This window comes from Candidatus Auribacterota bacterium, from assembly GCA_026392035.1.
In the GTDB taxonomy this organism is placed as follows: Bacteria; Auribacterota; Tritonobacteria; order UBA1439; family UBA1439; genus JAPLCX01.
This window is the reverse complement of the sequence record JAPLCX010000058.1, coordinates 1-15,754: the sequence shown is the minus strand read 5'-3', so window position 1 is coordinate 15,754 and position 15,754 is coordinate 1. Positions and strand designations below refer to the sequence as shown.

General features: G+C 56.2%; 18 protein-coding genes and 1 tRNA gene. 15 read left to right on the top strand and 4 right to left on the bottom strand.

Features of this window, described 5'->3' with window-relative positions; genetic code table 11:
- Positions 1-334 precede the first annotated feature (334 nt).
- The 13 genes from NTX71_05390 (at position 335) to NTX71_05330 (ending at position 9,775) form a co-directional block, all read left to right on the top strand.
- Positions 335-754, top strand: coding sequence for a transcriptional repressor (locus NTX71_05390; GenBank protein MCX6339335.1), 420 nt, complete (start codon positions 335-337; stop codon positions 752-754).
- 76 nt (positions 755-830) lie between these two features.
- Positions 831-1,205, top strand: coding sequence for a desulfoferrodoxin (locus NTX71_05385; protein MCX6339334.1), 375 nt, complete (start codon positions 831-833; stop codon positions 1,203-1,205).
- 99 nt (positions 1,206-1,304) lie between these two features.
- Positions 1,305-1,805, top strand: a complete 501-nt coding sequence (locus NTX71_05380) for a ferritin family protein (protein ID MCX6339333.1) — start codon at positions 1,305-1,307, stop codon at positions 1,803-1,805.
- A gap of 92 nt (positions 1,806-1,897) precedes the next feature.
- Positions 1,898-2,416: a ferritin gene (locus NTX71_05375; protein ID MCX6339332.1), complete on the top strand. Its 519-nt coding sequence runs from the start codon at positions 1,898-1,900 to the stop codon at positions 2,414-2,416.
- Between the two features lie 6 nt (positions 2,417-2,422).
- Positions 2,423-2,776: a thioredoxin family protein gene (locus tag NTX71_05370; GenBank protein MCX6339331.1), complete on the top strand. Its 354-nt coding sequence runs from the start codon at positions 2,423-2,425 to the stop codon at positions 2,774-2,776.
- On the top strand, positions 2,773-3,483 hold the full coding sequence (locus tag NTX71_05365; protein ID MCX6339330.1) for a sulfite exporter TauE/SafE family protein: 711 nt from the start codon (positions 2,773-2,775) through the stop codon (positions 3,481-3,483). Before NTX71_05370 ends, NTX71_05365 begins: the two co-directional genes overlap by 4 nt.
- 12 nt (positions 3,484-3,495) lie before the next feature.
- Positions 3,496-4,008 (top strand): TlpA disulfide reductase family protein, encoded by a 513-nt coding sequence (locus NTX71_05360; protein ID MCX6339329.1) that lies wholly within the window; start codon positions 3,496-3,498, stop codon positions 4,006-4,008.
- A 22-nt stretch (positions 4,009-4,030) separates the two neighbouring features.
- Positions 4,031-4,582 carry a YbhB/YbcL family Raf kinase inhibitor-like protein gene (locus NTX71_05355; protein MCX6339328.1) on the top strand — a complete coding sequence of 184 codons (552 nt, stop codon included), beginning with the start codon at positions 4,031-4,033 and terminating at the stop codon, positions 4,580-4,582.
- Between the two features lie 100 nt (positions 4,583-4,682).
- Complete coding sequence (locus NTX71_05350; GenBank protein ID MCX6339327.1) at positions 4,683-5,345, top strand: phosphoribosyltransferase family protein; 663 nt, start codon at positions 4,683-4,685, stop codon at positions 5,343-5,345.
- Positions 5,326-5,832 carry a superoxide dismutase gene (locus NTX71_05345; protein MCX6339326.1) on the top strand — a complete coding sequence of 169 codons (507 nt, stop codon included), beginning with the start codon at positions 5,326-5,328 and terminating at the stop codon, positions 5,830-5,832. The genes NTX71_05350 and NTX71_05345 overlap by 20 nt, the downstream gene beginning before the upstream one ends.
- A 29-nt stretch (positions 5,833-5,861) precedes the next feature.
- Positions 5,862-7,511 carry a 2-oxoacid:acceptor oxidoreductase subunit alpha gene (locus NTX71_05340; protein ID MCX6339325.1) on the top strand — a complete coding sequence of 550 codons (1,650 nt, stop codon included), beginning with the start codon at positions 5,862-5,864 and terminating at the stop codon, positions 7,509-7,511.
- The gene (locus NTX71_05335; protein ID MCX6339324.1) at positions 7,511-8,362 is read left to right on the top strand and encodes a thiamine pyrophosphate-dependent enzyme; all 852 of its coding nucleotides are present in this window, start codon (positions 7,511-7,513) and stop codon (positions 8,360-8,362) included. Before NTX71_05340 ends, NTX71_05335 begins: the two co-directional genes overlap by 1 nt.
- A 159-nt stretch (positions 8,363-8,521) precedes the next feature.
- Positions 8,522-9,775, top strand: a complete 1,254-nt coding sequence (locus NTX71_05330) for an IS1634 family transposase (protein ID MCX6339323.1) — start codon at positions 8,522-8,524, stop codon at positions 9,773-9,775.
- A gap of 420 nt (positions 9,776-10,195) precedes the next feature.
- On the opposite strand, the gene NTX71_05325 is transcribed toward NTX71_05330, so the two are convergent.
- The 3 genes from NTX71_05325 to NTX71_05315 form a co-directional block, all read right to left on the bottom strand.
- Positions 10,196-11,068, bottom strand: coding sequence for an SGNH/GDSL hydrolase family protein (locus NTX71_05325; protein ID MCX6339322.1), 873 nt, complete (start codon positions 11,066-11,068; stop codon positions 10,196-10,198).
- A 290-nt stretch (positions 11,069-11,358) separates the two neighbouring features.
- A complete protein-coding gene (locus NTX71_05320; protein MCX6339321.1) occupies positions 11,359-12,171 on the bottom strand; it encodes a DUF3108 domain-containing protein in 813 nt (270 codons plus the stop codon).
- Between the two features lie 17 nt (positions 12,172-12,188).
- Positions 12,189-13,826, bottom strand: coding sequence for a formate--tetrahydrofolate ligase (locus NTX71_05315; GenBank protein MCX6339320.1), 1,638 nt, complete (start codon positions 13,824-13,826; stop codon positions 12,189-12,191).
- 277 nt (positions 13,827-14,103) lie between these two features.
- Between NTX71_05315 and NTX71_05310 the strand changes: the two genes are divergently transcribed.
- Positions 14,104-14,180 (top strand) — tRNA-Arg (locus tag NTX71_05310).
- A 545-nt stretch (positions 14,181-14,725) separates the two neighbouring features.
- Here the strand turns inward: NTX71_05310 and NTX71_05305 are convergent.
- On the bottom strand, positions 14,726-15,253 hold the full coding sequence (locus tag NTX71_05305) for an ORF6N domain-containing protein (GenBank protein MCX6339319.1): 528 nt from the start codon (positions 15,251-15,253) through the stop codon (positions 14,726-14,728).
- Positions 15,254-15,401: 148 nt separating this feature from the next.
- On the opposite strand from NTX71_05305, the gene NTX71_05300 reads away from it, so the two are divergent.
- Positions 15,402-15,754, top strand: a 353-nt coding sequence (locus NTX71_05300; protein ID MCX6339318.1) for a hypothetical protein, incomplete at its 3' end; no start/stop codon positions are given.

The following is a 15,754-nucleotide window of genomic DNA, read 5'->3' as shown; positions in this document are numbered from 1 at the left end:
ATGGTGGAGCGGTTACGGGAGGAACGTGTACGGAGACATGCACTGCGCCATTTGAATCGCGCTCTCGTCGCACATCAGAGGCACTTTTACAGCTGGCAGCTTTTTTAATTGCCTCAAAAAAGTTCACAGCGCAATTTCCTCAGCAGAGTATTCTATTGACATGAGCACCGCAATAGGTTATAAATCACTTGGTACTGAAAGCCCCGCCCCTTGGGGCGATTGGGAACCGCTCTAAAGGGGGTTGAAGTGGGAATGCCCCCTTCATGATATTATGTTCTCCTCTTGAAGCCCCGCCTCTTGAGGCGGGGAGATTCACTGCGAAGGAGGCGACGTCTTGAAACAGACTCGGAAGATGCGGAACACAAAGCCCCGACGCGTGATCCTCGAAGAACTCAAGAAAGTTACCACCCATCCCACCGCCGATGAAATATACAACATGGTCAGGGAGCGCCTGCCCCGCGTGAGCCTCGGCACTGTGTATCGCAACTTGGAGTTGATGTCCGAATCAGGGATAGTGCTGAAATTGGAGATGGCGGGAACACAGAGGCGCTACGATGGCACGACTGACAATCACTACCACGTCCGCTGCACGATGTGCGGAAGGATGGACGATCTTCCGATCAAGCCTCTCAGCGGTATCGAGAGAGAGGTGAGAGAGGTCAGCGCGTATGAGATCAGCGGTCACCGGCTTGAATTCAAGGGATTGTGTCCGGGGTGCAAGAGTAGAGGGAAGGGCAGGGCGACGGCCTCGTAACAGTTGGGGGGGGAGTGGTGATTGTGCATGCCTGCGCACTCACAGTGACACAGGCCATTGAGAGGGGAGGTGCCCGGTGACAAAGCGATTACAGGTCTACAAGTGCGAAGTCTGCGGCAATATCGTGGAGGTACTCCACGAGGGCGCGGGTGCGCTCGTGTGCTGCGGGCAGGAGATGAAGCTCCTTGTTGAAAATACGGTTGACGCAAGCAGGGAGAAGCATGTCCCCGTGATCGAGAGAACCGCGACGGGGATCAAGGTTAAGGTAGGCAGTGTGCCCCACCCGATGGAGGAGAAGCACTATATCGAGTGGATTGAGCTGATCGCTGATGGGAAGGCATATCGCCAGTTCTTGAAGCCGGGCGGCGCTCCGGAAGCCGAGTTCCCGGTTGTCGCCACACAGGTGAGCGTCCGTGAACATTGCAACCTGCATGGATTGTGGAAGGCGTAAGATTGTTGTCCCCCGCCGTGTTGGATCGCAAAGATGCCGCAAGGCACTGTCCGTAAGAGAATAACCCCAGGGTTGTTCATGTCCGGGAGGCGAACCGCGATGCGCATTGAGGAAAAGAATGGAAATCTGGTGATAACCGATTTCAACGAGATGGAGGCTTTTAAAATTGCCTCAACGATCGAGAAGGATGGAATACATTTCTACGAGAAACTGGCGGGGAGAGTTACCAGCATGCGGGTGCGCGATACGCTGAATGTGCTGGCCACCCAGGAGCGGGATCACCTCGAATTTTTCGAAGGGGAGCTCTTCAAACTCAGGGAGCGGCAGGATGACCGCTTCGAGGAGGATGACCTGTTGACCAGCATTGATTACGGCATCTTCCAGCCTTACCAGAGCATCGGGGAGCTCGAGAAGGCGCTGGACACTCCCGCGAAGGCGCTGAGGATGGGCGTGATCGTGGAAGAAAAAGCGGTCCGCTTTTACGAGTCCTGCCGGGCCCGTGTATTGTCCCGCAACGCACAAGAAGGACTTGCGAAAATCATCGAAGAGGAGCGGGAACATACGCAACTGTTGAAAGACATGCTAAACAACCTGTCGTAAGTATCGACCCGCGAGAGAAATTCGCCTCAAGAAAATCGAGTGTGCCCCCTGATTTGATATGGTACGCGGCCACTGAAAGAGAGGAGGCTTGTATGATTAAGGCAAAGGTGCAGGATGCCCTGAACAGGCAGCTCAACCGCGAACTCTACTCTGCCTATCTCTACATGTCGATGTCTGCGTATTTCGAGTCTCTCAATCTCAAGGGGTTCGCCAGCTGGATGAGGGTTCAGGTCCAGGAAGAGATCGTGCACGTCATGAAGTTCTTCCGCTACCTCATTGACAGGGGCGGGAGGGTGATCCTCTCCGCCGTCGAAGCGCCGCCCTCCGAGTGGTCATCTCCCCTCAACGCCTTTGAGGGAGCCTATGCCCATGAGCAGAAGGTGACCGGACTGATCAATGATCTGGTCAGCCTTGCCGGCCGCGAGCAGGACAATGCCACGTATAATTTCCTCCAGTGGTTCGTATCTGAACAGGTCGAGGAAGAAGCGTCGGTTGATGACGTGGTGAAGAAGCTCATGCTCATGGCTGACGCACCGGGCGGCCTTTTTATATTGGACCGCGAGCTCAGCCAGCGCGTGTTCACTCCCCCTCCGGCCGCCCAGGGGGCCTGAGCCTAGGTGGAGTCTTCCGGAAGCGATGCGCCGCGCGCCCCCCACGATGACATGATCGCTGAGATAACGGACGCTCATTTCGATGAGGAGATCGCACACGCCCCGTGCGCGCTCCTCTTCTCCTCGCCCTGGTGCGGCACATGTGCGAAGATGGCCGCCCGCATCGAGTCAGTGTCGAAACAACATAACGGGGTGAAGTTTTGCACAATGGATATCACCCGGAACGTCCGCAAGGCGTCCGAGCTCATGGTTCTCAGCATCCCCACCATCCTCTTCTTCAAAGACGGAGAGGAAAAGCACCGGCTCTCGGGAGATGTTTCTGAACAGGAGCTGTCGAGGGGGGTACGCACCATATCATGATTCAAAATTTCATCGGCGGTCTGGAAGATTATCTGCACGGTTCGCTCATGCTTGCCTGCCTGGCGGTCTACCTCGGCGGCCTGCTGGTCAGCTTCACCCCCTGCGTGTACCCCGTGATCCCCATCACCGTTGCCTATGTCGGTGGACGGGGCGGCGGCTCCAGGCTGAAATCCTTCACCCTCTCCGTCGCGTACGTTCTCGGAATGTCATTCACCTATACTGTGCTGGGCGGTGTCGCTGCCCTCACGGGCAGTCTCTTCGGCCGGATCCAGACGAGCCCGTGGACCTATTTCATCGTGGCCAACGTATGCGTGCTGCTCGGACTCTCAATGCTCGATCTTTTCAACCTGCCGCTGCCCCGGTTGTGGGCGGGAGCGCACCCCCCTCGTGCGGGGGGAGGGATTGCGGCCTCTTTCTTTGTGGGTGCTGCCTCGGGGCTCGTGCTGGGTCCGTGCACGGCCCCGGTGCTCGCGGTCCTTCTGACCTATGTCGCGACCAGTCAAAACGTCGTTGTCGGGATGCTCCTCCTCTTTCTGTTCGCGTTCGGCATGGGCACGCTGCTGATTATCCTGGGGACATTCTCAGGGCTCCTCGCGAGTCTCCCGGCGGCGGGCGCGTGGATGCTGAGGATCAAGAGGGTGTTCGGGTGGATATTGATAGGCATGGGTGAGTATTTTTTAATCAGGGCCGGCACGTTCATGGTATGAGGGGGTGAAGAGATGAGTGGAAACGGGGGGCGTGGGATGTGCGTGCTGCTTGTGGCAATGGCCGTTTGCCTTTTCCCCGCAGCGCTCTATTCCCAGGTGGCGGGACTGAGTGCCGCAGCGCCGGGCGGCACGGAGAAGGCGCCTGACTTTTCCCTCAAGGATCTCAAGGGAACCGAGGTGAAATTGAGCGACTCTAAGGGAAGGGCGGTGCTCCTGGTGTTCAGCGCAACGTGGTGTCCCTACTGCCGCAGGGAGGTTCCTGAGTTGAAGAAGCTCCACGACCGCTTCAAGGATAAAGGGCTCGACGTGATCATGGTGGACGTGCAGGAGAGCCAGAAAAAGGTCGCTTCGTTCGCGGCGAAGTATGAGATCCCCTATCGCGTGCTCCTGGACGAGGAGGGGAAGGTCGCGCGGCAATACCAGGTCAGGGGCATACCGGACCAGGTGCTCATCGGCAAGGAGGGAGCGATCATCTGCCGGAGATGCCCCTCGGTTGAGAAGGAGATCGAGAAGCTGCTGAAATGAGAAGGACGGGAGTGCGATGAACATGAGGCTCTGTTGTTTCATGGTCGCCGCGATTCTGCCCTGTGCGTGTCACGGGGCGCAGGAGCAGCCGGCCACGGTGAAAGGAGGCGGGGAGATGAAACTCTCGCTCACGAGCGAAGCGTTTCAAGAGGGGGGCATGATTCCCAGGAAATACACCTGCGACGGCCCTGATGTGTCTCCACCGCTCGCGTGGAGCCCGGTCCCCGCAGGCGCAAAGAGCATCGCGCTGATATGCGATGATCCGGATGCGCCGATGGGCACATGGGTCCACTGGGTCGTTTTCAACCTGCCCGGTGATGCGAGCGGCGTGCCCGAAGGTATTTCCCCGAGGGAGAATTTAGAGAACGGCGCCAGGCAGGGCGTGAATGATTTCGGCAGGATCGGCTACGGCGGGCCCTGTCCCCCCCGTGGCACGCACCGATACTTCTTCAAGCTCTATGCCCTTGATGTGAAGCTCGATCTCAGCGGGAGGGTGACGAAAGAACGGTTGCTGAGAGGGATGGAGGGGCATATCCTCGCCGAGGGTCATCTGATGGGAAAATATAAGAGATAACGTGTGCACCTGATTTCTCTGATTTATCTGATTAGCTTTTATCAGCTTCTCATCAGAGCAATCAGGTTAATCAGGTGCTAGTTCAACTCAAGCAGGAATCATGTTCAGGGACAGGAAGGATGCGGGCCAGAGGCTCGGGCGGGCACTCGCGGAGTACAGGAACCAGGGCGCGCTGGTCCTCGCCATCCCGAGGGGCGGCGCTGAGGTCGGCTTCGAAGTCGCGGCGCATCTGAACGCTGACTTTTCACTTATCGTGTCCCGGAAGCTCCCCTTCCCCGACAATCCCGAGTCGGGTTTCGGCGCGATTGCGGAAGATGGGAGCACCTTCATCTATAAGGACGCGGCGAGTTGGGTGCCGTGGGAGGCGGTCGAGCGGATCGCTCGCCAGCAGCGGCAGGAAATCGCGCGGCGGATAGAGGTGCTGAGAGGTGGCAGACCCCTGCCGACGATCAAGGGCCGCGTGGTCATACTGGTCGACGACGGAATCGCCATGGGGTCAACCATGCGGGCGTCGATCATGCTCTGCAAGAAAAAGGGAGCGAAGAAAATTGTCGTCGGCGCGCCTGTGGCGGGAGCAGACGTGGCCGGGGAGATTCGCCGGATCGTGGACGAGGTCGTGATCCTGGAGATCCCACGGTTCTTCCATGCGGTCGCGCAGGTCTACAGGAACTGGTACGATCTCGTAGATGAGGATGTTTTTAACATTCTCGAGAGGTGGGAGAAGAGGAGAAAGGGGGCGGGCCATGCCGGGAAAGATGATTGAAACGACGGTCGTGCGGATGAGGCACGTTCTCATGAACGTCGCGTTGTGCCTGGGGATGGTGATCTCTCCGCTGAACGTTTTTTCCCACTGTGAGATCCCCTGCGGTATATACGACGATGCGATGAGACTCGCGATGATCGAGGAGGACATCGCCACTGTCGAGAAATCCATGAGGCAGATCGTGGAGCTCTCCGGGCAGAAGGAGAAGAACCTGAACCAGATCGTACGGTGGGTGAACAACAAGGAGCATCACGCGAACAGGATTCAGGATACGGTCTGCCAGTACTTCATGACGCAGAGGGTAATGCCGGTTGACCCAAAGGATGCACGCGGGTGCGCCGACTATGTAAAGAAGCTCACCCTCCTCCACGAGATTCTCGTGTGTGCGATGAAGGCGAAGCAATCGACCGACGTTGAGATTGTGAAGAAATTGAGGTCGCTCCTCGAAAGCTTTCGCGCCGCCTATCCGGGCGCGCCCGCTCGGTGAGTGAAAGGACAGCTCATTCGCGAAATGCCATGGATGATATATCGGTTCTGATAGGCGGCCAGGCGGGCGATGGGATCAACCAGGCGGGGCTGCTCGTCGCGCGGCTGCTCGCCCAGCTCGGCTACCACATCTACGTCAATTACGACTATCCTTCCCTGATACGCGGAGGACACAACTTCTCCCTGGTGAGGGCAGCGAAGACCAGAATCGGCGTCTGCCGCGACAGGATAGATTACCTCCTTGCGCTGAATCAGGAGACGGTTGACAGGCATGCGGTAAGGCTGACAGATCCCTCCCGCCTCATCTATGACTCCGATTCCGCGAAGGCGGGCGGCCTGGGCATTCCCCTCAAGACGATTCTGAAAGAGGTAGCAGCCCCCGAGCTCACCCGCAACTCATGCCTCATCGGCGCGTTCGCCAGGAGTGCAGGGATAGAGTGGAATGTCCTCGAGAAGGTCTTCACAAAAGATATCCCGCGAGAACTCGAGCTGAACCTGAAGCTCGCCCGCAGAGGATTCGAGAGCGCAGAAGCGGGCGAGAGGCTGGAGCCGCTCGGCCAGGAGGTGCTGCCGCTCGTGAGCGGGAATGAGGCGTGCGGGCTCGGCCTCGTTGCCGCGGGGCTCGATGCCTACATCGCTTATCCCATGACACCGAGCTCGAGCCTTCTGCATTTTCTTGCGCGCGTCGCTGAGGATTTCACTATCACGGTGATACACCCCGAGAGCGAAATCGCCGTGATGCTGATGGCCCTCGGCTATGCCTATGCGGGGAGGCGCGCGGCGGTGGGCACGTCCGGCGGCGGGTTCTGCCTCATGACCGAAGGATTCAGCCTTTCTGGTATGGCTGAGATTCCCATCGCGGTGGTCGTCGGCCAGCGACCGGGTCCCAGCACGGGTTTGCCGACATATACAAGTCAGACGGAATTGCATTTTGTGATGAATGCCGGTCAGGGGGAGTTTCCCCGTGTTGTCGTCGCACCCGGTGACGCAGAGGAGGCCTATTACTGGGCTGCCGTCGCCCTTAACCTATCCTGGAAGTATCAGATCCCATCGATAATACTGATGGATAAGACAGTGTGCGAGGGGACCTATAGTTTTGATATTGCATCTGCGGGAGAAGTCCCAGAGGGCGAGGCTGCGCTCTGGAATGGAGAGGGACAGTACAGGAGATATCTGAATACCGAGACCGGCGTATCTCCGCTCGCATTCCCGCCGGCCACGCGGGCGGTCGTGAAGGTGGACAGCTACGAGCATGACGAGAACGGCATCACCACGGAAGACCCCTCCCTTACGAAGATGATGCAGGAGAAACGGGCGCGCAAGGGAACGCATCTCGCAGAGGAGGTGAAGCGGTACAGGGGAGTCAGAATCTATGGCGAACGCGGCGCCTCTACCGCACTCATCTGCTGGGGGTCGAACAAGGGCGTGTGCGTGGAAGCGGGCGAACGGCTCGGCATGAGGGTTGTTCACGCTCTGGTGCTTTCCCCCTTTCCCATCTCCCGGTTGCGTGAGGCGCTTGCAGGGGTGAGAAGGATAATCTGTGTCGAGAACAATGCCACGGGGCAATTCGCGAGGCTCCTCGGCTTTTATGGGGTGAGTGTCGAAGATAAGGTGTTGAAATATGACGGGAGGCAGTTCTCTCTTGAGGAGCTGGAGGGCGAACTGGCAAAGGTGACGTGATGGGCGCGCGCGAGCTTGGCACCTCCGCGGTCAACACATGGTGCAAGGGCTGCGGCAATTTCGCCATCCTGAACGCTGTCAGAACGGTGCTCGAGGCGATCGGCGAGGAGAGGGGCGGCATGGAGAATATCGTCCTCGTCTCGGGGATCGGATGCCATGCGAAGATCGTTGATTACCTGAACGTGAACAGCTTCTACGCCATCCACGGGCGCGTGGCGCCGGTCGCCGAGGGGATAAAGCTCGCCAACCAGAACCTCACGGTCATCGGATTCGCGGGAGACGGCGATTCCTACGGCGAGGGGCTTGAGCACCTCGTGTTCGCGGCGAAGCGGAATGTGGATATCACCATGATCATCCACAACAACCGCGTATACGGCCTCACCACCGGGCAGTACACGCCGACATCGCCTCTGGGATTCAAAGGAAAGTCAACTCCTCGGGGGACAAAAGAGCCGCCCCTGAACCCGCTGGAGCTCATGCTCGCGAGCGGGGCGAGCTTCATCGCGCGTGGGTATTCGAACAGGATGGACCTCCTCAAGCAGACCCTCAGAGAAGCAATTGCGCACCGGGGATTCGCCCTCGTCGATGTCCTTCAGGTGTGCGTGACCTTCTACAACCTTTACATGGACTACAACAAGAGGGTCTACCAGCCTGAGGGTCACGATGCCGGTGGTCATGAAGCTGCATTTCACAAGATACGCGAGTGGGACTACAACTCTCAAGCCCCTATCGCCCTCGGCACCCTGTACAGGTGCGAGAGACCGCTCTTCGAGGGGCCGGCAAGGTCTGAGGAGATGACCCTGCCCGTCCGTGCGGCAAGAATAAGCTCATTGCTTAAAGAGAGGATATAGTGTAGTTTTGAATTTCCTTCACCGTCCTCCTCATTCCCGGGGAATGCGGGGCGAGGCGGTGTGGCGTATGTAGTGACGCGCAAGAAAGACACCTAACCCAACTTTTGCATTTGGCATCCAAAAAATAGGGAGAAATCGCATTTCTCTTGTCGTAACTCAATGATTTGCAAGCTGCTCGAAGCATACCGTAATGCCGAGGGACGACCTCGGCAGCGGGTGGTCGTGTCGCTGGGCAATGCCGATATCCCGAAGAAAGACCACTCACTCATAGCTGAGATGGTGGAACGACGGTTGTATGGGTATCGCGACTTGTTTGAGCATCGGTTGTCCAGGCGAGTGCAGCAGTGGGTTGATAGCATCGTAAAGCGGATTGACCTGGGAGGGCGGTGGCGATCATTGCGACAACGGGGCAAAACGTCGAACCCATCTGAGACACTGCGGGAGGATGACGTAGTAGATGGGGTATGTATCAATCATGTAGATCACACCGACACAAGTTCACTGGGCCCGAGCGTGCTGGGATTACATGTATGGAAGCAGTTGGGAATGCCGGAGCTTTTGCAGCACATGGGCTTCAATCCAGCCCAGCACGATGCGGCGGCAGCCAGTGTGATCAATCGGCTGGTAGAAGCCGAGCATGCATTGATGGAGTGGATACCCACGAGCGCATTACCGGAGCTGCTGGGGGCACGACTGGCAACGAGCGGGAGGGATCGTTTTTATCGGGTCAGCGATACATTGCTTGAGCATCAGGAGAGGATCGAGAGACATCTGAGGACGTTGCAGAAGCGTTTATTGAATCTGGATCGCATCATACTAATATATGATCTGACGAATTTCTATTTTGAAGGGACCGCACGAGCAAATCCGAAGGCGCGCCCCGGAAGATCAAGAGAGAAGAGAGACGATTGTCCGCAGGTAGTTGTAGGCATGGTCTTTGATCGAGAGGGATTTGAGCTTGCCCACAGGATATTTGAGGGTAATCGAAATGGCTCAAAAACCCTGGTTGAAATGGTGGAGGTATTGCAGGCGGTTGTTCAGGAAGAGGGAGAACTGCAACTGAGCGCCACACCGCTGGTCATCGTGGATGCGGGAGTGGCGACGAAAAAGAATCTGAAGGAATTGCGGGAATGCCATTTTGATTATTTAGTAAACGATACGCGTCGCAGCCGGTCAAACTATCAGGCTGAGTTTTCAAAGGGAGAAGGATTTGAAACGATATCGTGCAAGGACAAAAAGACGCACGTTGAGGCAAAGCGGATACAGGATCCCCAAAGCACATTCGTAGAGGGAGAGAAAGAGGTCAGTGACTGGCTGATCTTATGCACGAGCGAAGCGCGCCGTGAAAAAGGAACGACGATACTCTCAAAAGCTGAGGAACGGTTGCGTGTTGATCTGGGAAAGTTGGGCTAATCGGCGCATCGGATTTTGCACCGAGCCATAGCACTTCATACAAGATCCTCAGATACGTATCTGCTGGTGAACTTGTCCTGAGAACTTCGGCTACGCCCGGTGTAAAATCGCAAGCCAGTCGAAGCGCGTCCCGCCCGGTACCCATTCCTTCCAGCATTTATAAATAGAATGCCACACAGATCCTCCTTGACTCGCGTGAATGATATCGGCAGTCGAAGTTATATGTCCTGAGCACTCTGCCCAGATAAAATCTTTAGAAAAGCGGGAATAAATTCCATTCTCACCTCGTATAATACAATGCGAAGATGGCTATGAATGATTAACTATGGCACTTCCTTATAGTGAAATTTCATTGAGCTGAAATATATTCAGCCCGGTCAAAGGGTGGGGCGGCGGCGCTTCACCCTATGTTGGGGGGGATCAGTCGGAGATTCCCGCGAGATGGATAAGCTCTGGGGCACTGTAGCGAGGGATGGCGCCCTTCCATTTCTTGTTCATCTGATTGATGATCGTATTGGCGACCATGGCGTTGCTCACCGCCGTGGGATGTATCTCGTCGGCGAACATGTTGTCATAATCGCCGTACGCGGGCGGAGGAACGAGCTGATGACCGTTGCCCGAGGGGGGGGTGGCGACAATCTGTTGAAACAACCGGTAGAGATCGAGCACGACGACGAATGAGTATTGATCGAGACTGCGGATGAAGCGGTTGACCTCATCGATATGCGCGCGGACGTTGCCCATCTCGGCGCCGGTGAGCGCTCCATAATGTTTGGGCGCGATCGTGACATCGGGTATTGTCCATACGATGAATCGAGCATCTTGGTGCGCGTCATAGAGCCGCAGCATGTCTTCTTTCATCGTGGCGAGGAGGGTATCGATAATGCCGTCGGCCGCACTGTCCGTTCCCGGCGCGTGTGCCGCGAGTTCATCAAAATTGTTCAGGATATCATTTCCCCCGATCTGGAAGTTGATGAGCGTCGCCCTCAGTTGTGTCCCGATTCTCTCACACAGCTCATAAACGTCGATCTGCCGGCTGATATCCTTCGCCTGGGATCCGCCGATGGCATAGCTGTTCAGAGTGTCGTCAGGCAATGCCCCTTTCGAGAAGACCGCTTCTGCCGGGTCCTCGCCATAAAGGTCCTGGGGGTTATCGTATGCAATACCGAGCAGGTCGTTGTGCGTCAGGCTGTCGCCGAAGGTCACGAATGCGCTGAAGTCCGGCTGGCTGAATGCCGTCCCGGAAGGAGAGAGGAGCAGCGAATATACAATTGCCAGAAGAATGCGTCTCACGGAGCATTTTCCCCTTTGTGATAATTTAGCATACCACCGGAGGATCCGCAATCCCCGAATCCGGAATCGTCAACCTTTTCTGAGGGTATCGCGGGTTCATCGGTGCTCCTCATTAAATTATAACACATGCAATCGGATCTGTTTGAATGATAAGACTGGAACATTACATGACAAGATGATCAAGAACGAGACGGTGAAACGATGAAAAATGGGAGAATGGCGCAAAATTCAGGTACTGACATATGCACGTAAGAAATCAATGAGACATTGCAAGAACATGTCCTTGAATATCAGGGGAGCGTGTAATCCTGGAGGATGACGCTGATGGTGGGACGGAGGATGTAGGCGAAGGGGACCTGCCCCCTCACGATGAGGGGAATGCGGGTCTTTTTATCCACCCATACCTCGAGAGAGCCCATGACGCCGAAGAGGCCGCTGAATCTCGCTCCCTTTTCGGGCTGCCGGCTATAGTCCGGTTCAATCATTACCTTCAATGTATCGAACGTCCCCGCCCTCCCCAGGTTGATCTTCTCTTCGCCGGAGATCGTGACGAGCGTTTTCCAGATAGAGGTCGTTTCCACGAACCAGTAATATCTCTTTGTCCCCACCTTGTCCCCGATATCCCTGGCGAAGTAGAGCGTGTAGAGGATGTCGTTTACCTCGGGGCTGATGGGGAACACAGCGCGCTTCTCCCATGGGGCCGCGTCCATCTCTTCGACGGTGCTGAATTTCCCCCGCTTGCGGTAGTGGGTCGCCTTCATCTCATCTCGGTCGAAGACAATTTTATAATCCCTTTTCTCCGTGCCGACCTCGCGACGACGGAACACCCGGCTCCTGAGGTTCGAGGCGTCTACAATAGAGCGAAGGCGGATGTCGAGGGTGTAGATCACGTAGTGGCCGAGCGCGCGGGCGTCGAAACGGTATGCCTCCCTGCCTTTATACGTTGCCTTATTTACTCCAAACCATACATCGCCCACCGGGAAGTAGCCGAGGACGTATCCCCTGTAGTGCAGTCTTTCTCCCGGTGAGAAGAGGGGGGGGTGACCTGTAGATGCGAGGGGGAAGCCGAGTTGCAAGGCCAGGAGGAGTGCGGTGATGAGCATGATGTGGACCCTTGTGCTTAGGAGAGGCCGAGCACTCTTCCAGATCGGTCTATCTTTATCCGCTCGGCGGCGGGGTATTTGGGGAGGCCCGGCATCGTCATGATGTTGCCGATTATGGCGACGACGAAGCCCGCCCCCGCGGCGAGCCTGACCTGGTTGACATTTATGCTGAAATTCCTCGGTCGCCCCCGGACCGCGGGATCGTCCGAGAGGGATTTCTGTGTCTTTGCCATGCATACCGAGAGGTTGCCGTAGCCCAGTTTCTCGATGCGCTGGATATCCAGGTTGGCCGAGAGCTCATAGTCAACACCCTTCGCGCCGTACATCTCATGGGCGATGAGTTCAATCTTCTTTTTTATGGGGAGATTCAGCGGGTAGAGGAATTTAAATTGAGCCCTGTTTTTTTCAACCGCCTCGAGGACCGCTTCGGCGAGCGCGATGCCCCCCTGTCCTCCTTTCTCGTGAACGGTTGAGATGGCGGCCCGCACCCCCGCACGGTGGCAGGCAGAGATGATCGCCGTTAAATCCCGCCTGCTATCTCCCTCGAAGCGGTTGACGGCGACCACGATCGGGATTCCAAAGTGGCGGACATTTTCGATATGTTTTCTCAGATTATCCATGCCCTTCGCGAGCGAGTCATATCCCTGATACCTCATGGCCCGTGTCGTCGCGACGATCACGGCGGCGCTCGGCGTAAGCTTTGCGATGCGGCACTTGATGTCGAAGAACTTCTCCGCGCCGAGCTCTGACCCGAAGCCCGCCTCCGTGACCACCACGTCCGCAAGCTTGAGCGCCAGTTTTGTCGCGACGGCGCTGTTGCAGCCGTGCGCGATATTCGCGAACGCGCCGCCGTGGACGAAGGCGGGCGTGTGCTCGATCGTCTGGACGAGGTTCGGGTGTATGGCATCGCGGAGCAGCACCGCCATGGACCCATCTGCCTTTATCTGCTCCGCGGTCACCGGCTCTCCCGTGTACGTCGAGCCGATGGTGATCCGCTTCAGCCGCTCGATCAGGTCTCCGTAGTCCATCGAGAGACAGAGGATGGCCATCACCTCTGAGGCGGGCGTGATATCAAAGCCGTCTTTCCGCGGGATGCCGTGCATCACGCCGCCGAGGCCGACGAAGATCTCGCGCAGCGCCCTGTCGTTCAGGTCCATGATCCTCTTCCAGCTGATCCTCCTCGGGTCGATGCGGAGGCTGTTGCCGTGCTGGAGATGGTTGTCGATCATGGCGGAGAGGAGGTTGTTGGCTTTCGTAACGGCGTACATGTCGCCGGCGAAATGGAGGTTGATATCCTCGGCGGGAACGACCTGCGCGTAGCCGCTCCCGGTTCCGCCGCCTTTGATCCCGAAATACGGCCCCAGGGAGGGCTCGCGGAGGCAGATGCAGCTCCGCATCCCCAGGCGTGCAAACGCGTCGCCGAGGCCTATGGTCGTGGTCGTTTTCCCTTCTCCCGCGGGCGTCGGCGTTATCGCGGTGACGAGGATGAGCTTTCCGGAGGGCGCTCTCCTCTTCTTCTGGAGCAGGCTGGCGTAGACCTTGGCGATGTATTTGCCGTGATAATCATAGTCCTCCTCGGTGAGCCCGAGTTTCTCGGCGACGCGGGATATGTGCCATTTCTCAATGCTCTGCTCGATCTGGAGATTGCTCTTCATAAAATCCCTTCATCGTATAAGAACGGATAGTGCTCCTCATTATACTCGCCTCATCGATCAGCCCGTCAACCCTCGCCGTGGGCACACGGTGGGAGACACATTCAGTCCTCGATACATTATCATAACACATTCTGAGCATCAGGCGCGTCAAAGCAAAAACTTCTCAACTCATATCCAGACAGGGAAACCCCGAGAAAGATTTCTTATGGACACCCTCTCTCCACCGGTGCTATAGTTGATTGTAGAATCTCTTCCGAACTCCTTCCCGTGCAGTCACGCGCCCGTAGCTCAGGCGGATAGAGCAACGGATTTCTAATCCGTTGGCCGCAGGTTCGAGTCCTGCCGGGCGCGCCAGTGCTCTGGCGGCCCTCCTTGCGAGGGCTGACAGAGCACTCTCGTATCAAGGCAGGACGAGAACCTGCGGAGCAGGCGTCGAAGATCCTGAGCTTGCCGAAGGAACCTTGTCCCGAGCGATCCCGCTTCAGCGGGAGAGCCGAGGGGAGTCCTGACGAAGTTCCCGAGCGAAGCCGAGGGACCTGGGCGCGCCAGCTTTAACGGTTCGAACTTCTTTTCGGGGCAATTTCCAAGGGGGGCAAAGAAGCTTTTTTATCGGCGTCCCGCATAAGGCGGGACGGGGGAAAAGAATTTTCGCGCGCGTCAAGGAGGATTGGTGTGGTATTCATTGATGGGGACAGTGACAACGGGTTTTGTGTGGGTCAAGGCGGAGGGGTTGAGCGCTGATGAGTGAGGTCAATGACATTCGCGCGAGTCAAGGAGGATAGGTTTAGCATTCCAATTGTGGATGCTGGAGGGAATGGCTCAAAAATTCCCGCTCTTTTTGGTGATCCCCTTCGACTTCCCCCACGGGCTCCACGGGTGCAGGAATATTCCTGTTATCATCATGGCTCCGCGTGAAAGCCAATCAGGCGTTTCGGCTTTTCCAGCGGGGACATGAGCTCGCGAATGGCATCGAATACCACTTTGAATTGAGCATCGTACGTCTTCTCCATTTCTTTCAACTTGCGTGCTAATTCGACGTGACTGGCTATTATTCTCCGCAGTTTCACAAACGCACGGACAACAAAAATACTCATTTCTATTGCAAGCGGTGAATTAAGCACTGTAGCTGCCATGATCGCGCCATGTTCTGTAAAGGCATAGGGTGGCTTGCGCGTTCCACCCCACCCTGAACTTGTGGTCGCAAAATGCGACTTCAAGTTAACAAATTCATCACGGCTTAATTGAAACATAAAATCCTCTGGAAAGCGGGTTCTATTACGCTTGACCTGTTCGTTAAGACGCTTTGTAGGCACGCCATAGAGATAAGCCAACTCAACATCAAGAATTACCTTCTGCCCTCTTATCAAAATGATCACATTTTCGATGCGGTTTGCCGGAATCAAAGAAGTCTTTTTTGCTTTATCCATGCCCCGCCTACCTTCTAAAAGATGCTGCACATAAATCCCAATCTCACTATATAAGACGAGGCGAGAGTGAATTTTATTCCCGGAAAAATGAAATATTTTTTCGGAGGGCTGGTGGGGGCGCGTTACCTGGGAAACCTATATCATTCACGTGAGTCAAGAAAAGCAGAACTTACAATATAACCCGATGTTTTTCTTCATTGATCCTTTTGGATATACAGGCTATCCAATGGATACTTTAAAACGCATTTTAGAATATCCAAGACCTGAGCTTTTTATTAATTTTATGGTTTACGATATTGTGAGATTTTGTGAACAGGAGCAACATAGGGAGAATCTGATAAAACAGTTTGGAGCAAATGAGGTGTTAACCCAACGACCCGATAAGCCTCCCTGGGGGCTGGTCTCCACCGCCCGCACCAAAGACGCCCCCTTTTTCCGCGGAATGTATCATCTGCGTGAAACCATCGAGGAGCGCCATCGCCAGGCAAAGCTTTTCTGGGA

Excerpts from the sequence above, each read along its gene's own strand:
- NTX71_05355 (MCX6339328.1), top strand. The coding sequence starts at position 4,031 with ATGAGGCTCTGTTGTTTCATGGTCGCCGCGATTCTGCCCTGTGCGTGT.
- NTX71_05320 (MCX6339321.1), bottom strand. The coding sequence starts at position 12,171 with ATGCTCATCACCGCACTCCTCCTGGCCTTGCAACTCGGCTTCCCCCTC.
- NTX71_05330 (MCX6339323.1), top strand. The coding sequence starts at position 8,522 with ATGATTTGCAAGCTGCTCGAAGCATACCGTAATGCCGAGGGACGACCT.
- NTX71_05380 (MCX6339333.1), top strand. The coding sequence starts at position 1,305 with ATGCGCATTGAGGAAAAGAATGGAAATCTGGTGATAACCGATTTCAAC.
- NTX71_05365 (MCX6339330.1), top strand. The coding sequence starts at position 2,773 with ATGATTCAAAATTTCATCGGCGGTCTGGAAGATTATCTGCACGGTTCG.
- NTX71_05305 (MCX6339319.1), bottom strand. The coding sequence starts at position 15,253 with ATGGATAAAGCAAAAAAGACTTCTTTGATTCCGGCAAACCGCATCGAA.
- NTX71_05315 (MCX6339320.1), bottom strand. The coding sequence starts at position 13,826 with ATGAAGAGCAATCTCCAGATCGAGCAGAGCATTGAGAAATGGCACATA.
- NTX71_05345 (MCX6339326.1), top strand. The coding sequence starts at position 5,326 with ATGCCGGGAAAGATGATTGAAACGACGGTCGTGCGGATGAGGCACGTT.
- NTX71_05335 (MCX6339324.1), top strand. The coding sequence starts at position 7,511 with ATGGGCGCGCGCGAGCTTGGCACCTCCGCGGTCAACACATGGTGCAAG.
- NTX71_05360 (MCX6339329.1), top strand. The coding sequence starts at position 3,496 with ATGAGTGGAAACGGGGGGCGTGGGATGTGCGTGCTGCTTGTGGCAATG.
- NTX71_05340 (MCX6339325.1), top strand. The coding sequence starts at position 5,862 with ATGGATGATATATCGGTTCTGATAGGCGGCCAGGCGGGCGATGGGATC.
- NTX71_05375 (MCX6339332.1), top strand. The coding sequence starts at position 1,898 with ATGATTAAGGCAAAGGTGCAGGATGCCCTGAACAGGCAGCTCAACCGC.
- NTX71_05350 (MCX6339327.1), top strand. The coding sequence starts at position 4,683 with ATGTTCAGGGACAGGAAGGATGCGGGCCAGAGGCTCGGGCGGGCACTC.